Genomic DNA, 14,056 nt, shown 5'->3' with positions numbered 1-14,056 from the left:
CCCACGCTCCGCGTTCGGCCACTCGACGACCTCCTGAGAGGCTGGTGGGGTGCGGATCGAGTTGCTGGGGCCGGTACGGGCCCACGCCGATGACGGGACGCCGATCGAGATCGGAGGTCTCCGTGTCCGCATGCTGCTGGCCAGGCTCGCCCTCTCCCCTGGACGGATGGTGCGGGCCGAAGTGCTGATCGACGCGCTGTGGCCCGCCGGCCTGCCACGCGAGGCCGCCAACGCGTTGCAGGCGCTGGTGTCCCGGCTGCGCAAGGCCCTGCGGGGAGCCGGCGAGCTGGAGTCGCGGGCGGGCGGTTACCGGCTCGTGGTGCGCGGGCAGGACGTGGACGCGCACAGGTTCGAGGAGCTGGCGGCGCGCGGAAGGCGGGAGCTGGCCGCCGACCGGCCGCAGGCGGCGGCCGCCACGTTGGGCGAGGCTCTCGGGTTGTGGAAGGGCACCGCGCTGGCCGACATGACCGATGTCCCGTTCGCCGACGAGGCGGCCGCGCGGCTGGAGGAGTCGCGGGTCGCGGCGGCCGAGGACCGGTTCGACGCCGAGGTGAGGCTCGGCAGGCACCACGAGGTCCTGGCCGGCCTGGAGGCGGCCGGCGGGCGGCACCCCCTGCGGGAACGGCTGGCCGCCCTGCGCATGCGTGCTCTGCACGCGGCCGGACGGCAGTCCGACGCGATGGCCGTGTACGAGGAGACGCGTGCCGCACTGGCCGAGCAGCTGGGCGTCGATCCCTCCCCTGAGCTGCGGGAGACGCACCTCGCGATGCTCCGCGGCGAGCTCGACGGGCCCGTCCGGCGCGCCGAGCGCCGCCTGCCACGGTGGCTGACCAACTTCGTCGGCCGGCACGATGAGGTGAAACTGCTGCTGGAGCTGCTGGAGACCTCCCGGCTGGTCACCGTCGTCGGTCCCGGCGGAGTGGGGAAGACCAGGCTGGCGGTGGAGGCCCTGACCGGGCACCCGGCTTGCCGGAGCGGCCGAGTGTGGTTCGTCCCCCTGTCCGGGGTGGACACGCCCGGCCGGCTCACCGACGCCGTGCTCGGCGCGCTGAGCTCCTCAGGTCCGCGCCGTCCCGAGCAGCGCGCCGAACCGCGGGAACCGGTAGACGCCATGGCCGCGCTGCTCACGGGCGGTGCGGCGGTGCTCGTGCTCGACAACTGCGAGCGCCTGGTGGCGGACGTCGCGGAGCTGGCCCACCAGTTGCTCGGCCGCCTGCCGTACCTGACCGTCCTCACCACCAGCAGGGAGTCCCTGGGGATCGTCGGTGAGGCGCTGTGCCGGCTCGGGCCGCTGGACGTCCCCACGACGGCAGAAGAGGCCGCCGCTACGGCATCGGTGCGGCTGTTTCTCGACAGGGCCGCCCGCGTGCGGCCCCGCTTCGCGCTGGACGAGTCGACGGTGGGCTCGGTGGTGGACGTCTGCCGGCGGCTGGACGGGCTGCCGCTCGCGCTGGAGCTGGCCGCGGCCCGGCTGCGTTCGATGAGCATCGGCCAGATCGCGAGCCGGCTGGATGACCGGTTCCGCCTCCTCGCCTCGGGCAACAGGGCGGCGCCCGCGCATCAGCGCACGCTGCGCGCGGTGGTCGAGTGGAGCTGGGCGTCGCTGGCGGAGGCCGAGCGGACGCTGGCGCGGCGGCTGTCGGTGTTCCCCGGCGGGGCCGCGGAGGCCGCGGTGGAGGCGGTGTGCTCCAGCGACGACGGGGACACCGGGGACACCGCGTACGTGCTGGGTGCGCTGGTCGAGAAGTCCATGGTGGAGGCGGACGGCGAGCCGCGGCCCCGGTACCGGATGCTGGAGACGGTGCGGGCGTACGCGGCGGAGCAGTTGCTGGAGGCTGGTGAACGGGAGGCGGTGGAAGCCCGGTTCGTACGGCATTTCCGGCGGCTGGCCGAGCAGCACGAGCCGCTGCTGCGCACGCGCGACCAGGTGTCGTCGATGGCGGTCCTCGACGCCGACTACGACAACCTGGTGCTCGCGCTGCGGATGGCCGTGGCGGCCGGCGACGCCTGCTCCGCGTGGCGGTTCCTGCCCGCCCTGACCTGGTACTGGAACATGGCGCGGTTCGATCCCAGGGCCGAGTCGCTGCTGGAGGAGGTGCTCGGCTTCGGTGACCTGCTGCCCGGCGACGTCAGGGCCGCCTTCGCCGCCGTTCGCGTGCTGGCCGGCAACAGCGGGCTGCTGCCCGGAGCGGAGCGGGCTCGCTCGCTGATCGACGATTGCGTGCGCACCGGTGCGATGGAACGCTTCCCGATCCTGGTGCCGGTGGTTCTGCCGAGCGCGTTCTTCCTCGGCCTCGACGACCTGGCCGAACGCGAGCTGCGGCGGGCGCGCGGCCACGAGGACCCGTGGGCGCGGGCGTGCGCCTGCTGGGTGGAGGCGTACGTGCGCGCCGACCGTGGTGACTGGCAGGGCGGCGCGTCGGCGCGGGCGGAGGCGCTGCGCCGGTACGAGCGGGTGGGCGAACGCCAGGGGCTGGCGCTGGCGCTGGTCAGCACGGCGCGGGCCCACTCCGTCCAGGGCGAGCACGACCGGGCGATCGCGGCCGCGCACCGGGGTGTCGTCCTGGCGTCCGAGCTGGGCTCGGAGGAGGAGACCTGGCACCGGACCTGTCTGGCGACCGCACGGATGCGCGGCGGCGACCTGGAGGGCGCCTGGCGGGAGGTGGCGCAGGCACGACGGCGGATGAGCGGCCGGGCCCACCGGCACGCCGAGCTGGAGTTGCAGCGCTGCGTCGCCGACCTGCACCGCCGCTGTGGCGACGGAGCGCGGGCGGACCAGGCGCTCGATCAGCTGGAGGCGCTGGCCGGGGAGTTGTCCGTCCAGCCGGAGACGGCCGAGACCATGGTCGCGCCGGCGCGGGTGGCCACCCTGCTGGCCGCGGAGCGGACGGCAGAGGCCCGGCGCATGTTCCCCGGCGCCGTCAGGGCCGCGTTCGCCGCGCGCGACGTCGCCCCGGCGGCGGAGCTGCTGGCCCGGTTGCTCCTGGCCGAGGGAGATCCGGCCGGGGCCGCCACCGCCCTGGGGATGAGCCAGGCGATCCGCGGGGTGTTCGACCAGGGCGATCCGGAGCTGCGCGACCTGGTCGCCGAGCTGGCCGAACGGCTCGGCGCCCCGGAGTACGGCCAGGCGTACCGCCGGGGCGCTCGGCTGCCCAGGGATCGGGCGCTCGACCGGCTGGCCACGTGAGCCTCAGAACCACGCCGCCAGGAAGTCGGCGTCGAAGACGAGAGGCTCGATGCGGTGCCCGGGTGGTTCCGCCCTCATCAGGTGCCGTACCAGGAAGTCCCACCTGCGCCGGTACACATGGTGTTCGTAGCCGAGGAAGAGGTGCTCGGCGCCGGGCACGATCAGCATCTCGACGTCCTTGTCCAAGGTGATGAGCCGCTCGGCCAGGCGCATCGTGTGATCGGGCAGGACGTTGGGATCCATGCCGCCGTGGATCAGCAAGAGCTTGCCCGCCAGGCGGTCGGCTCTGTCCACATTGGACACCCGGGCGTAGTCGGCCTCGCCGGGCATCCCGTGGTACAGCTCGGCGTGCCCAGCGTGCACCTGCCGTAGCTCGTGGGTCCCGCAGCTGGAGATCCCGGCCTTGTAGAAGTCCGGATGATCGAGCATGGCCCGCACGGCCTGGTGGCCGCCGGCGGAGATGCCGACCACGCCCACCCGGTCGAGGTCCATCCACGGCCGGGTACGCGCCAGGTGCCGCAGCGCGGCGACGTGGTCGGAGGCGTCGCCAAGGTTGCCGAGCGAGGCGTCGGCGAACGCCTTGTCGCGTCCCGGCGATCCCCGCCCGTCGACGGCGACCACGACGAAGCCGAGCGCGGCCATCGCCTCGGCCTCGTGGCCGAGCAGGCCGGGGTCGAAGGTGGGGTGGACACGGTTGGTCTGCGGTCCCGGGTAGGGGGTGTCGATGACCGGGTAGCGCAGGCAGGGATCGAACCCGTGCGGCCGGTACAGCACACCGTAGAGGTCTGTGACCCCGTCGGCGGCCTTGGCGCGGAACCGCTCCGGGGGCGTCCAGCCGGTCGCCAGGAGGCCGGCGATGTCCGCGCGTTCCAGCTCGACGATCACCTCACCGTTCCAGCCGCGTACGGTCGTCACCGGCGGCGTGCCGGTGGTCGATGCCGAGTCGACGAAACAGGCCCCGTTCGCCGCCACCGTCACGTCGTGGTCGAGATCGTCGTCGGTGAGCCGGGCGAAGCCGCGGCCGTCCAGCCCGGCCCGGCACACCGAGCGGCGATACGGGTCCTGCTCGACGAGCCCCGCGGCGCTGAAGTACACCACCCGCTCGGCCTCGTCGACGTGCAGGATCTCCCGGACCGCCCAGTCGCCGGAGGTCACCTGAGCGCGCAGGGCGCCGGTGCGGGCGTCGTACAGGTACAGGTGTCCCCAGCCGTCGCGCTGGGAGTACCAGAGCACCTCTGTTCCGCCGCCGAGCACCTCGACCATCGGCGGCTGCCCCTCCGCCCACTGGTTGGGCTCCACCCTGGTCCGGCCGGACTCGGTGAGCAGCGTGCGCGCCTGACCGGTGGCGGGGTCGAGCCGGTGCAGCGAGAGGCTGCGCCCGTCACGGGACTGGCGCAGGTAGTGGACCGCCGAGCCGTCGGCGGCCCACCACGCCCATCGCGTCATCACGGGCGAGACCACGGACATGGGCAGCGGTGGCGCGTGGGCCGGCACGACGGCGCCTGTCACGATGTCGAGCACGACCAGCTCGGCCAGCGGCACCCGTTCGTCGCCGGGGTGGGCGTAGCGCTGGGTGTGCAGCCGTGGGGCGCCGCCGTCCGCGGGCAGGGCTTCGACCCGGTGGTTACGGCGCACGCCCCGCTGGTCGGTCCGGTGGGTCAGCACGCGTCTGCCGTCCGGCGACCACGCCGCCGCCGGAGGCATGGCCGGGAATCCCAGTTTCCGGACCAGGACCGAGTTCTGCCACCAGTCGGGCGCGGTGGCGTAGTCGCGGTCCGCCTCCCCGTCGGACGTCAGCGCCCACTCGCGGCCGTCGGCCTGCCGGCGAACCCACAGGTTGTGGTCGCGCAGGAAGAGCGCGTGCCGCTGATCGGGAGAGGCGACCTCGACGAAGGCGGCGGCCGGGCGCGGCTCGGCTCTCTCCACCGTGCAGGTCTCCGGATCCCAGCGCCAGTACGCGCAGAAAGCGGCGAACTCGACGGCCCGGCCGGTCAGCTCGATCGTGCTGAACGGCAGCGCCGCCACGTCCACGTCCTGCCCGGACTCCTTCGCCAGCGCCGCGGCGAGCCGCTCATGGTCGAAGGCGTCGGCACGCGTGCCCGCCGCGGGGTCTACGACGACGAACCGTGTACCCGCCCGGTACCAGAAGCGGGCGCCGCCGTCGATCCACACCGGCCTGACCCTGCCACCGGACACCAGCGTGGAGCGGTGGTGCGGCAGCAGTCGCTCCGCCGTCCGGTAGGCCGTCACGTCAAGTCGTCGCATGAGTCTTCCTTTCTCTGTCGGACGGTGATGCGGGGGCACGGCCGCGCAGGACGGCGAAGGCCAGCAGGGACCCGGCCACCGACAGCAGGGCGGCGGCGGCGCTCACTGACGACATGGAGGACAGGAACGCCTCCCGCGCCACCCGCGCCAGATCGGAGGACCCCGTCGCGGCGGCCGTGGCGAGCCCGTCCGTCAGAGACGTCCTCGCCGCCTCCGGCACCCCCGCGGGCAGAGCGGCGGCATAGCCGGCCGACAGCAGGCTGCCCAGCACCGCCACGCCCAGCGCCATGCCACCCTGCTGGATGGTGTCGTTGACCGCCGAGCCCACCCCCGCGTGCTCCCGCGGGACGGCGCCCATGAGCGTGGCGTAGACGCTCGGGGTGGCGAGACCGGTGCCGGCGCCCATCGCCGCCAGTCCCACGGCCAGGAGCGGGTAACCGTCACCCGGGCCGATCAGCGCGAGGACGCCCTGCGCGGCGGCGATCAGCAGCATGCCCGCGACGATCAGCGCCTTGTTGCTGAGCCGCCTGGCCAGCGTGGCGCCGACGAGGTTGAAGCCGGCCACGGCCACGGCCAGCGGTAGGAAGGCGAGCGCCGCCGCCATCGCCCCGTAGCCGAGAACGAGCTGGAGGAACTGCGTCAACGCCAGCTGCACCGCGGCGGTGGAGAACACCAGCAGCACAACCGACAGCGCGGCCCCGGTGAACTCGCGGTCGCGGAACAACGCCGGCGGCACCATCGGATGCCGCGCACGCGACTGCCACCACGCGAAGGCGGCGAGCGCGACGACGGCCACGCTCATGGTGATCACGACCGGCGCCGACCAGCCGGCGTGCGGCAGGGAGATGATCGCCCACACCAGCGCGGCCATCCCGGTGACCGACGACAGTACTCCCAGCGGGTCGGCCCGCCGCGCCGGCCCCCGCGACTCCGGCACGACGGCGTACGCGCCGATGATCCCGAGCACGGCGAGCGGCACGTTGAGCAGGAAGACCGATCCCCACCAGAACTGCTGGAGCAGCAGGCCACCGAGCGTGGGGCCGGCCACGATGCCGGCCATGCCGACCATGCCCCAGGCCGACATCGCCTTGCGCCGCTCGTTCTCGTCGAAGACGACGATGAGGACGGACATGGTGCTCGGCATGGCCAGGGCCGCGCCCGCTCCCATCAGCGCGCGGCACGCGATGAGCTGCCATGCCTGAGTGGCGAACGCCGCCGGCAGCGAGGCCCCGCCGAGCAGGACCAGCCCGACGATCAGGAGCCTGCGGCGGCCGTACCGGTCCGACAGGCTCCCGGCGGTGATCAGCAACCCCGCGAACACCAGGATGTAGGCGTCGAGGATCCACTGGACGTCACCAGGGCCCGCCCCCAGTTCGCGCATGAGCGCGGGGATGGCCAGCGTGAGGATCATGTTGTCGACGCTGAGCACGAGCAGCGTCATGCAGAGAACGCCGAGGATCCACCATCGGCGTGGATGGGCCATGAATATCGCTCCCGCGGAGTTGGGTGGCAGGACCGCCACCGCGGTCCGTTCCGAACGCCCCCAACACTGCGCACGCGGGCTGACAGCGGCCTGACAGGCTCCCCTGAGGGGCTGTCAGGCGGCGGTCATGCGCTCTCCCACACGAAGCCGTCCGGATCGGTGAAGGACCCGGCGTCGCCGCCGATGACGAGCCGGTGCGATCCGGTGCCGTCAGGAGCGACGCCGGCGGCCTTGGCGAGGGCGCGCCGCTTGAGAAGGGAGAGCTTGACGGGGCTGGGCGGAGCGGCGAACTCGACGTATCTGCGGCCGTAGCTCTTCGTCACGGCGAAGCCGCGGAAGCCGGTCGCCGGCGCCGCCGGGGACCGCAGCCGCACCTGATCGCCCAGATCGCGCGCTCATGGGGCCTCACGTGGCGGCGAGCAGGGTTTCGGCCTGTTCGCGGGCATGACCGATGGGGTCGGCGAAAATGCTGAGGCCCTGACCGACGAGCGCTCCTTCGTGGAGCAGCATGAGCGTCCGGCCCAGGTGAGCGGCCCTCTCCGGGGCGAGGTCCCGGGCGAGGTCGGTGAACAGGGTGAGCATCCACTGCTTCTGCCCCGTGATGATCGGATAGGCCGGGTGGGACGGATCGCTGATCTCGGCGTGGGCGTTGACCATGCTGCACCCCTTGTGGCTGTGCTGCGCGGCCCACTCGCGTGACGCGTCGAAGACGGCCAGGACGCGCGCCGCCGGCGCCGGCTCCGCGGCGTCCAGGTGGCCGGCGAGGAAGGCTCGCCAGCGTTCGTCGCGATCCGCGAGATACTCCACGACGATCTGCTCCTTGCAGCCGAACCGGTCGTAGAGGGTCTTCTTCGTCACCCCGGCCTCGGCGGCGATCAGATCCACCCCGACGGCATGGATGCCGCGCTCGTAGAACAGCCGCGCGGCGGCCTCCAGGACGCGCCGCGCGGCGGGCGTCATCGTGATCCGCTGGAGCCTGTCGCTGCTGCCCATGACACTGATTATACCGATCTGTATAGTGAAGGGAAAGGTATACAGATCGGTATAGTTAAGGACGCCGTCGTGAATCTCCTGCTCTCGATCGCTTTCGTGCTCTGCTGGAGCTCCGGCTTCATCGGGGCCAAGCTCGGCGTGGGCACCGCCTCCGCGGTCACGATCCTGATGTGGCGTTTCCTGCCCCTGGCCGTCGTCCTGGTGGCCATCGCCGCCCTCTCGGGAACGTCGTGGAGAGGCCTCACCGCGCGCGACGTCGCCCGGCAGGCCATGATCGGCGTGCTCTCGCAGAGCGGCTACCTGCTCACCGTCTACTACGCGATCCAGCTCGGGGTCTCCAGCGGCACCACGGCTCTGATCGACGGCGTCCAGCCGCTCGTCGCCGGAGCACTCGCCGGACCGTTGCTGCATCAACCCGTCGCACGCAAGCAGTGGCTCGGCCTGGGGCTGGGAGTGGCCGGCGTGACCGTGGTCACCCTGGCCGACGCCACGTCCGGCGCCGGCGCTTCCTGGTGGGCCTATCTCATCCCGCTCCTCGGCATGTTCTCGCTGGTGGCGGCCACGCTGCTGCAAGGCCGCTCCCGTACGCAGATCGCCCCCGCGGTGTCGATGACCGTGCACTGCGCCACCAGCGCCGTCATCTTCACCACGCTGGCCGTGAGCGCGGGAGCCGCGCTGCCGCCCGCCGACACCTCGTTCTGGATCGCGATCACCTGGCTGGTGGCCTTGTCCACCTTCGGCGGGTACGGGCTGTACTGGCTCATCCTGAGGCGCTCCGGAGTCACCAAGGTCAACACGCTCATGTTCCTCATGGCCCCGGTCACGGCGGTGTGGGGAGCGCTCATGTTCCGTGAGCCCTTCCACGTGCAGACCGCTCTCGGCCTGGGCGTCTGCCTCGCCGCGGTCGTGATCGTCTACCGCGGCGAGGTCTCGCCGGCCCGCGAGAACTCGCTCGTATCGAGCACCCGCGGGTGAGGGCGAGACCTCCTCGGAGGCCGCGCCGTCTCGGTCAGGGATTCTTGCCCATCGCCTGGCGAACCACGTCACGGACGCGGTCCATCATCGCGACCGGTGTCCCGACCAGGACGTTCTTGACGGCCGACTCGGTGCCCGGGTGCGGGTGCGTGGGGGCCATGGCCTCGGCGGCCTTGACCCCGGCGGCCATGCTGCGCCGCTCGGCCGGGCTGGTGTGGGCCCGGAGCTGGAGGAACTCGTAACGTTCCTCGCTGCGGGCGTGCGCCTCGACGGCGGCGCGCAACGTCGCCAGGTTCTGCAGGAAGTCGGGGGCGTCCGGGCCCGCCTCGTCCATCCGCGACAACATCTCCTTGGCTTCGTTCTCCTCGGCGAGCCGGTCGTCGACCACGGCGTCGCCGCCGTCGATGGTGCGGCGCGCGTGGGGGTGGACGATCTCCTCCTCGGCGGTCTCGTGCACGGCCAGCATCCGCACCAGCCGGCTGAACGCCTCGTCGCGCCGGCCGGCGGGCGCCTGCTCGACCTCGTCGAACAGGTCCCGGATCATTCCGTGCTGGGCCTGCAGCAGGTCGATGACGTCCGTCTCGTCCATCGTCTCCGGCGCCGTCTTCTGGTCGGTCATGGCGATCCTCCTCCGAGTCCAGGCGTGGCCTACCCGACGGAAGGAGCGGCACGCCGGCGCACGTCAAGGACTGCGGAAATGCTTACCGAATCCGGAATCTCGGGCGGGAGCGCGCAGAGACCGGACCGGGAAGCCTCGGGTAGGGCGGGGCCTCCGCACCTCTCTGACCAGCGCGAAGGAGCGCACGCACATGACCTTCAATCCGCTACAGGAGCGGGGTATCCCGCTGGACAAGCAGCTGCGCAACTGGCGTGAGCTCAACGTCACGCCGACCGATCCCGATCACGCCGACCCGTACACGCGGTGCCGGATCATCACGATGAACGGCATCGAGGTGGAGGCGATCATGTTCAGCCACCACCTCGCCCGCCACTGTCCCGACGTGGAGCTGAAACAGCAGCTGGCCCGCGTGCGTTACATCGAGGCGCAGCAGCAGAAGGCGGTCAACTGGCTGCTGCCCGGCCTGGCGTCGGTGCTGGAGACCACCATGGCCTACGAGCAGGTCGCCGTCGACCTGACCGCGTGGGTGGCCCGGATGGAGCCGGACGCGTATCTGAAGCAGGCCTACCAGTTCGGCGTGCTGGAGGACTTCGACCACCTCTACCGCTACGCCAACCTCTACGAGATGATCGAGCACCGCAAGGCCGAGAAGATCGTCGACCAGCTCACCGAGGTGATGCCCGGCCGGCCGACCTACCTGCACCACCGCAACCCCGTCGACAACGTACGCGAGCCCTACGACAGGAGCTCGGCCGCGCCCATCTCCAAGCTGCACGCGCTGACCATCATGTCGGCCGAGCAGCAGACCATGAACTTCTACATGAACGTCGGCCCGATGTACATGGAGCCCATCGCCCGGCAGCTCTACCAGGAGATCGGCCTCGTCGAGGAGGAACACGTCACCCACTACGAGTCGCTGGTCGACCCCGGCGAGAGCTGGTGGGAGATGCTGCTCAACCACGAGTACAACGAGTGCTACCTCTACCACTCGTTCATGGAGACCGAGTCCGACCCCAAGGTGAAGAACATCTGGGAGCTCCACCTCAACATGGAGCTGGAGCACCTGCGGCTGGCGGCCGAGCTGTTCAAGCGGCACGACGGCCGCGACCCGGAGCAGGTGCTCGCGCCCGAGCTTCCCGCTCCGGTGACGTTCGAGCCCAACAAGCAGTACGTGCGCGAACTCATCGCCACCCAGATCGACTACACCACCCTGGGCACCGGCTACGTGCAGGAGGCGCACGAACGCTTCGAGAAGATGCAGGAGGCGATCATGGGCGGCGAGAAGGCGCCTTCCGAGCGGGTCATCGACGACAACCGTGCCAAGTCCGGCCACGAGTACCGGCTGCAGACCGAGGGGGAGCACCCGGTCCACAGCCTGGCGTCCAACCGCTGATGCCCTTCGAGGCGGCGTCATCGCGCACGGCCGGGCAGCGAGGGGTGCCCGGCCGTCCCTCGAGGCGCCGGTCGGTCGTTGGCCACCGGTCCGTCCGGCAGGGTGAGCTGGGAGGGGGCCCGGCGGCTACGGGAACGTGACGGGGACGCCGGTCAGGCGCTGGCGGCCGCTCGCCAGCGCGCCAGAATGCTCTCGTCGTCGGTGTTGCCGTGCCACGCGGCTCCCTCGGGAATCACGTACGGGAGCCAGGTCGCGTAGTCGGGGGCGTCAGGGGCGATGTCGCGCGTGCCGTCCACGCGGGTCCCGTCCGGCAACACGCTCGACTCGGGCACCCGCAGGACTCCGCCGGCCAGCATGATGGCGGTCATGAGCTGCGTCCCTCCCGTCTCACCGGTCACCGGTTCCCCCCTCAGAATAGCGCGCGCGTTCAGCAGGGCAAGGAGATCCGGTCAGCCCATCCCATAGCGTCCCGAAACCCATAGATAGGCACGCTGGGCGGCGTCCTCGTCGCCGAATAAGCTGATCAGGCGGCGGGCTCTCCCGGTGAGCACGCAGGCGAAGGCCTCGGCATAGAGCTCGGCCGCGTCCTGCCGGAAGGGCGGCGCCAGATGCGGCGCGCGCGACGCGTGCAACCGCGACCAGAACACGCCGCGCGACGGCATGCCTTCCAGATGATCCGTGGCGTGCCCCAGCTCGTGCCCGGCCACGCTGACCGACGGAGACGGCACGCTGCCGACGCCGACGCGCCGCCGGTTAGGGTCGTAGACGCCGGCGCTGCGCTCCCAGCCGCCCTGCTGGACCGGCAGCGCGACACCGCGAAGAGCCTCGAAGCCGGGCAGGTCGGGCACGGCGCCGGGCCCGACCACGATGCCGCCGTCCAGGTGGGCGGCCAGGCGGGCCCCTAAGGCTCGCGGCACGGCGGACAACGTCATGATGGCCAGGAGGACCTCGGCGGGCGGGAAGGTGCCGGGATTCCAGGCCCGGGTCAGCCGGCGCTCGAGCGCGCCCACGTGGAGCCAGCCCGGCCGCCCTCTGCTACGGCCGGCCAAACCCATCTCCCCCGGTGTCCACCCTGCACGACCGCCCAGCCGTGCCCGCAGCCCCACAGGGCGAGAGCCATCGATGGCGCGATCAACGTCGATGATCGCAAAGAACTCTAGCGAGGGTTGCGGTGCCGCGCATCCGCGCTACCCAGGCCCCCATCCGGGTGGCCGCAGGTCCACAACCGGGGCGGCCGGTCTAACCCTGCGCACGGCCGCGCTCGACCCAGGTTCGATGACCCGGTGACCGCGCGTCCTGTGGACTTGACGCGTGATCGAGTTCGACCACGTCAGCCAGTCCCCCGAGAACGTGAGGGCGCCTGACGGCGTGCCCTTCACCGTCGGCCCGGCATTCCCCGGACGTCAAGGAAGTGAATTCACATGAGCCGCAAGCTCGCCCGAACGCTCGCCGACCTCTCCCTGCTCGCTCTGCTGGCCACCGGCTGCGCAGGCGTGGACACCTCCCGGGTGACGCCCGACGCCGTGGTCCCCCTCGACCGGGCCCCGCTCTCCGACGCCGCCGGCAAACGGGTGGTCGGGATCGGCGAGGCCACGCACGGCAACAAGGAGTTCGTCCGGACCCGCGCGCTCATCATCAGGAAGCTGGTCACGGACCACGGCTTCCGCACGGTCGCCCTGGAGGCCGACTTCGGCGGCACGGCGGCGGCCAACGACTATGTCATGAAGGGCGAGGGCAGCGCGCGGGCCGCGGCCGCCGCGCTCGGCTTCGACATCTACCGGACCCGCGAGATGGCGGATCTGATCGAATGGATCCACGACCACAACACCGCTCTCCCCGACGCGGCCAAGGTGCGCCTCTACGGCTTCGACATGCAGCGCTACGACCGCAACAAGGAACGGCTGCTGCGCTATCTCGCCACGGCCGACCCCGCCCGGGTCCGCCACGCCGAGGAGTCGCTGGCCGACCTCACCGACGCCACCAGGTCCAGCCAGGACAAGGCGAAGGTGACCACGGCCGCCACCGCCGCCGAACGGCTCGTCTCCCACATGAAGGACCATCGCGACACGTACGTGAGCCGCACCTCCGAGGGATCGTTCGTGCTCGCCGTGCACCACGCCGAGACGATCCTGCGCGGCGCGCGGTTGCAGGTGTCCGGGGGCGACTACTCCCGCAAGCGGGACGCCTGGATGGCCGAGAACGTCGGCTGGATCGCCGCCCTGGAGAGATCCCAGGGACGGAAGAAGATCATGGTGTGCGGCCACAACGGCCACATCGACAAGAGCGGCGCCGCGTTCTCGTTCGCGTCGATGGGGCGGCGGCTGGCCAAGACGTACGGCAAGGACTACTTCACGATCGGCACGGAGTTCGGCGAGAGCACCTTTGTGGCCAAGGACGAGGATTCCGGGCAGCGCAAGCGGTTCACCGTGAGCCACGACTCGCCCCTGGCCAAGCTGTTCGGCGACGAGCCGCTGGGCTACGTCAACGTCGCGCGGGCCTCGGCCAGGCCCGGCAACCGCGAACTGCTCGCCTCGGAGATCCCGATGGGCAGCGTCGGCGACGCGTTCCGGTCGGTCTACAGCCACCTGAGCTCGGCCTACACGGTGACGATGACACCCGCCCTGGCCTACGACGCCCTGGTGTACGTGCCGAAAGCCGGCCCGGTCACGCCGTTGTGACGGACGGCGGGTCACCCGCCGGCGAACGACGCCCCCTGCTCACCAGGTCTCGCCGGCCTGCCGGCGCCCATCGCCGGCGTCACGGTCCTGGCCGACCGGGCGCGGCTGGCGACGATGAGCCTGCCCGATCCGGTGTGAGCTCGCCGCCGGGGCGGAAATGGCCCACCTGACGAGCAGACCGGGCGAGGCGGTCACAGCGAGCAACATCAACTTCACATAGGGTAACTCGATAATTACTTTCCGTTACTGCCTGTGGAGGCACCATGAAGTCCACCGCCCGTATGACCGCCATCCTGGCCACCGGCGCCATGCTGACCGTCGTACTCGCCACTCCCGCCGCCGCCGCTCCGGCCCCGTCAGAGGACCTGCTCAGCTCGCTGCTCGCCCTGGTGGGCAACCTCCTCGGAGGAATCCTGGGCGGCGGAGGGTCGCTCGGCATCCTTCCCGGCCTCCTCGGCTGAGC

The 14,056-nt window shown here is 71.6% G+C and carries 12 protein-coding genes; 5 read left to right on the top strand and 7 right to left on the bottom strand.

What is annotated here, in order from left to right; all coding sequences use genetic code 11:
• The first annotated feature begins 49 nt into the window (after window positions 1-49).
• On the top strand, window positions 50-3,187 hold the full coding sequence (locus ABGB14_RS10930) for a BTAD domain-containing putative transcriptional regulator (RefSeq protein WP_347643472.1): 3,138 nt from the start codon (window positions 50-52) through the stop codon (window positions 3,185-3,187).
• Between the two features lie 3 nt (window positions 3,188-3,190).
• On the opposite strand, the gene ABGB14_RS10925 is transcribed toward ABGB14_RS10930, so the two are convergent.
• The 4 genes from ABGB14_RS10925 to ABGB14_RS10910 all read right to left on the bottom strand — a co-directional run bounded on the left by ABGB14_RS10925 (window position 3,191) and on the right by ABGB14_RS10910 (window position 7,928).
• The gene (locus ABGB14_RS10925; protein WP_347643471.1) at window positions 3,191-5,452 is read right to left on the bottom strand and encodes a DPP IV N-terminal domain-containing protein; all 2,262 of its coding nucleotides are present in this window, start codon (window positions 5,450-5,452) and stop codon (window positions 3,191-3,193) included.
• Entirely contained in the window at window positions 5,439-6,935 is a 1,497-nt protein-coding gene (locus tag ABGB14_RS10920) for an MFS transporter (protein WP_347643470.1), read from the bottom strand. The genes ABGB14_RS10925 and ABGB14_RS10920 overlap by 14 nt, the downstream gene beginning before the upstream one ends.
• 125 nt (window positions 6,936-7,060) lie before the next feature.
• Window positions 7,061-7,309, bottom strand: coding sequence for a hypothetical protein (locus tag ABGB14_RS10915; RefSeq protein ID WP_347643469.1), 249 nt, complete (start codon window positions 7,307-7,309; stop codon window positions 7,061-7,063).
• 31 nt (window positions 7,310-7,340) lie between these two features.
• Entirely contained in the window at window positions 7,341-7,928 is a 588-nt protein-coding gene (locus ABGB14_RS10910) for a helix-turn-helix domain-containing protein (protein WP_347643468.1), read from the bottom strand.
• A gap of 69 nt (window positions 7,929-7,997) precedes the next feature.
• On the opposite strand from ABGB14_RS10910, the gene ABGB14_RS10905 reads away from it, so the two are divergent.
• The gene (locus ABGB14_RS10905) at window positions 7,998-8,903 is read left to right on the top strand and encodes a DMT family transporter (RefSeq protein ID WP_347643467.1); all 906 of its coding nucleotides are present in this window, start codon (window positions 7,998-8,000) and stop codon (window positions 8,901-8,903) included.
• Window positions 8,904-8,937: 34 nt separating this feature from the next.
• Here the strand turns inward: ABGB14_RS10905 and ABGB14_RS10900 are convergent, their stop codons facing one another.
• Window positions 8,938-9,522 (bottom strand): hemerythrin domain-containing protein, encoded by a 585-nt coding sequence (locus ABGB14_RS10900; RefSeq protein ID WP_347643466.1) that lies wholly within the window; start codon window positions 9,520-9,522, stop codon window positions 8,938-8,940.
• A gap of 190 nt (window positions 9,523-9,712) precedes the next feature.
• Here ABGB14_RS10900 and ABGB14_RS10895 point away from each other — a divergent pair, with 190 nt between their 5' ends.
• Entirely contained in the window at window positions 9,713-10,915 is a 1,203-nt protein-coding gene (locus ABGB14_RS10895) for a hypothetical protein (protein ID WP_347643465.1), read from the top strand.
• Between the two features lie 152 nt (window positions 10,916-11,067).
• On the opposite strand, the gene ABGB14_RS10890 is transcribed toward ABGB14_RS10895, so the two are convergent.
• Together ABGB14_RS10890 and ABGB14_RS10885 are read right to left on the bottom strand one after the other, a co-directional pair.
• Window positions 11,068-11,283, bottom strand: a complete 216-nt coding sequence (locus ABGB14_RS10890; protein WP_347643464.1) for a hypothetical protein — start codon at window positions 11,281-11,283, stop codon at window positions 11,068-11,070.
• 81 nt (window positions 11,284-11,364) lie between these two features.
• The gene (locus tag ABGB14_RS10885; protein ID WP_347643463.1) at window positions 11,365-11,964 is read right to left on the bottom strand and encodes a hypothetical protein; all 600 of its coding nucleotides are present in this window, start codon (window positions 11,962-11,964) and stop codon (window positions 11,365-11,367) included.
• A gap of 372 nt (window positions 11,965-12,336) precedes the next feature.
• Here ABGB14_RS10885 and ABGB14_RS10880 point away from each other — a divergent pair, with 372 nt between their 5' ends.
• Together ABGB14_RS10880 and ABGB14_RS10875 are read left to right on the top strand one after the other, a co-directional pair.
• Window positions 12,337-13,593 carry an erythromycin esterase family protein gene (locus ABGB14_RS10880; RefSeq protein ID WP_347643462.1) on the top strand — a complete coding sequence of 419 codons (1,257 nt, stop codon included), beginning with the start codon at window positions 12,337-12,339 and terminating at the stop codon, window positions 13,591-13,593.
• A 263-nt stretch (window positions 13,594-13,856) separates the two neighbouring features.
• Complete coding sequence (locus ABGB14_RS10875; RefSeq protein ID WP_347643461.1) at window positions 13,857-14,054, top strand: hypothetical protein; 198 nt, start codon at window positions 13,857-13,859, stop codon at window positions 14,052-14,054.
• Window positions 14,055-14,056 lie beyond the last annotated feature (2 nt).

Origin of the sequence: Nonomuraea sp. B10E15, from assembly GCF_039871615.1 — a bacterium.
In the GTDB taxonomy this organism is placed as follows: Bacteria; Actinomycetota; Actinomycetes; order Streptosporangiales; family Streptosporangiaceae; genus Nonomuraea.
The sequence above is the reverse complement of the archived record's forward strand: the minus strand, read 5'-3'. Positions and strand labels throughout refer to the sequence as shown.

Coding starts and splice junctions, on each gene's coding strand:
- ABGB14_RS10925 (WP_347643471.1), bottom strand. CDS start 5,452: ATGCGACGACTTGACGTGACGGCCTACCGGACGGCGGAGCGACTGCTG.
- ABGB14_RS10920 (WP_347643470.1), bottom strand. CDS start 6,935: ATGGCCCATCCACGCCGATGGTGGATCCTCGGCGTTCTCTGCATGACG.
- ABGB14_RS10910 (WP_347643468.1), bottom strand. CDS start 7,928: ATGGGCAGCAGCGACAGGCTCCAGCGGATCACGATGACGCCCGCCGCG.
- ABGB14_RS10900 (WP_347643466.1), bottom strand. CDS start 9,522: ATGACCGACCAGAAGACGGCGCCGGAGACGATGGACGAGACGGACGTC.
- ABGB14_RS10895 (WP_347643465.1), top strand. CDS start 9,713: ATGACCTTCAATCCGCTACAGGAGCGGGGTATCCCGCTGGACAAGCAG.
- ABGB14_RS10890 (WP_347643464.1), bottom strand. CDS start 11,283: ATGACCGCCATCATGCTGGCCGGCGGAGTCCTGCGGGTGCCCGAGTCG.
- ABGB14_RS10880 (WP_347643462.1), top strand. CDS start 12,337: ATGAGCCGCAAGCTCGCCCGAACGCTCGCCGACCTCTCCCTGCTCGCT.
- ABGB14_RS10875 (WP_347643461.1), top strand. CDS start 13,857: ATGAAGTCCACCGCCCGTATGACCGCCATCCTGGCCACCGGCGCCATG.